This window comes from Malaciobacter halophilus (assembly GCF_002837275.1).
In the GTDB taxonomy this organism is placed as follows: Bacteria; Campylobacterota; Campylobacteria; order Campylobacterales; family Arcobacteraceae; genus Malaciobacter; species Malaciobacter halophilus.
In genome coordinates this window covers 1-751 of sequence record NZ_NXIF01000081.1, presented here as the reverse complement: position 1 = coordinate 751, position 751 = coordinate 1, and the positions used below count along the sequence as shown (strand labels likewise).

The 751-nt window shown below is 27.4% G+C and carries 1 protein-coding gene; it reads right to left on the bottom strand.

The genetic code is table 11. The annotated features are described in order from the left end of the window. The coding region (locus CP960_RS13825) for a bacteriophage T4 gp5 trimerisation domain-containing protein (protein WP_409454885.1) at nt 1-751 on the bottom strand (751 nt) is incomplete at both ends.

Below are 751 nucleotides of genomic sequence, written 5' to 3'. Positions count from 1 at the left end.
AGTTAAATCAGTAGTTTTACTCCAAACACCATTATAAAACTTCTCAACAATAGCTTCATACTCTAAAACTTGTGTTATCTCATCTTGTTTTGTAATTGTAGGAATTAGTTCAACTACTCTTACTTTTTCATATAGTGGCTTTGGTATCTCTACTTTTGGTACATTTTTTGCACTTACTCCACCATTTGATGATGTTGTATCAACAGTTCCAGCTTTCAAAAATATTCCAGAAGGGTCAACTGTAAGTACATTTCCTCCACATTTTAAACTAATACCATTAGTTGCTTCTAGTTCAATTGTTTTTGCTTGATATTTTACAGTATTAGCCTTTAAATGATATGAATTTATTACATCTAACCTATAATCTTTACCAATTTGTAAAAACATATTTTGTAGATACTTTTTCTTTACATCTTGCTCTATATATTCAGTTTTTGTACCCTTTATCCGTTTTGTTACATTATTTTCTACTATTGTTTTTAAATCATCCTTAACAATTGTAATAAAATCTTTTAATATATGTTCTTCACAATCTTGTTTAACAGTAGTAATAGACTCTTTCTCAACAGTTAAAATCTTGTTTGCTTTTATACTTTTTCTTTCTTCTTCTCCTACTGTTATGATTGAGTCTTTTTGTATTGTCTCTTCTTTATCATTTTCTACTAATAGTTTTGAGTTATTCTCTATATGTTTATATTCATCATTTAACACATGGGTTTTTAGATTCTTTTGTGCTCTAAATGATAGTAAC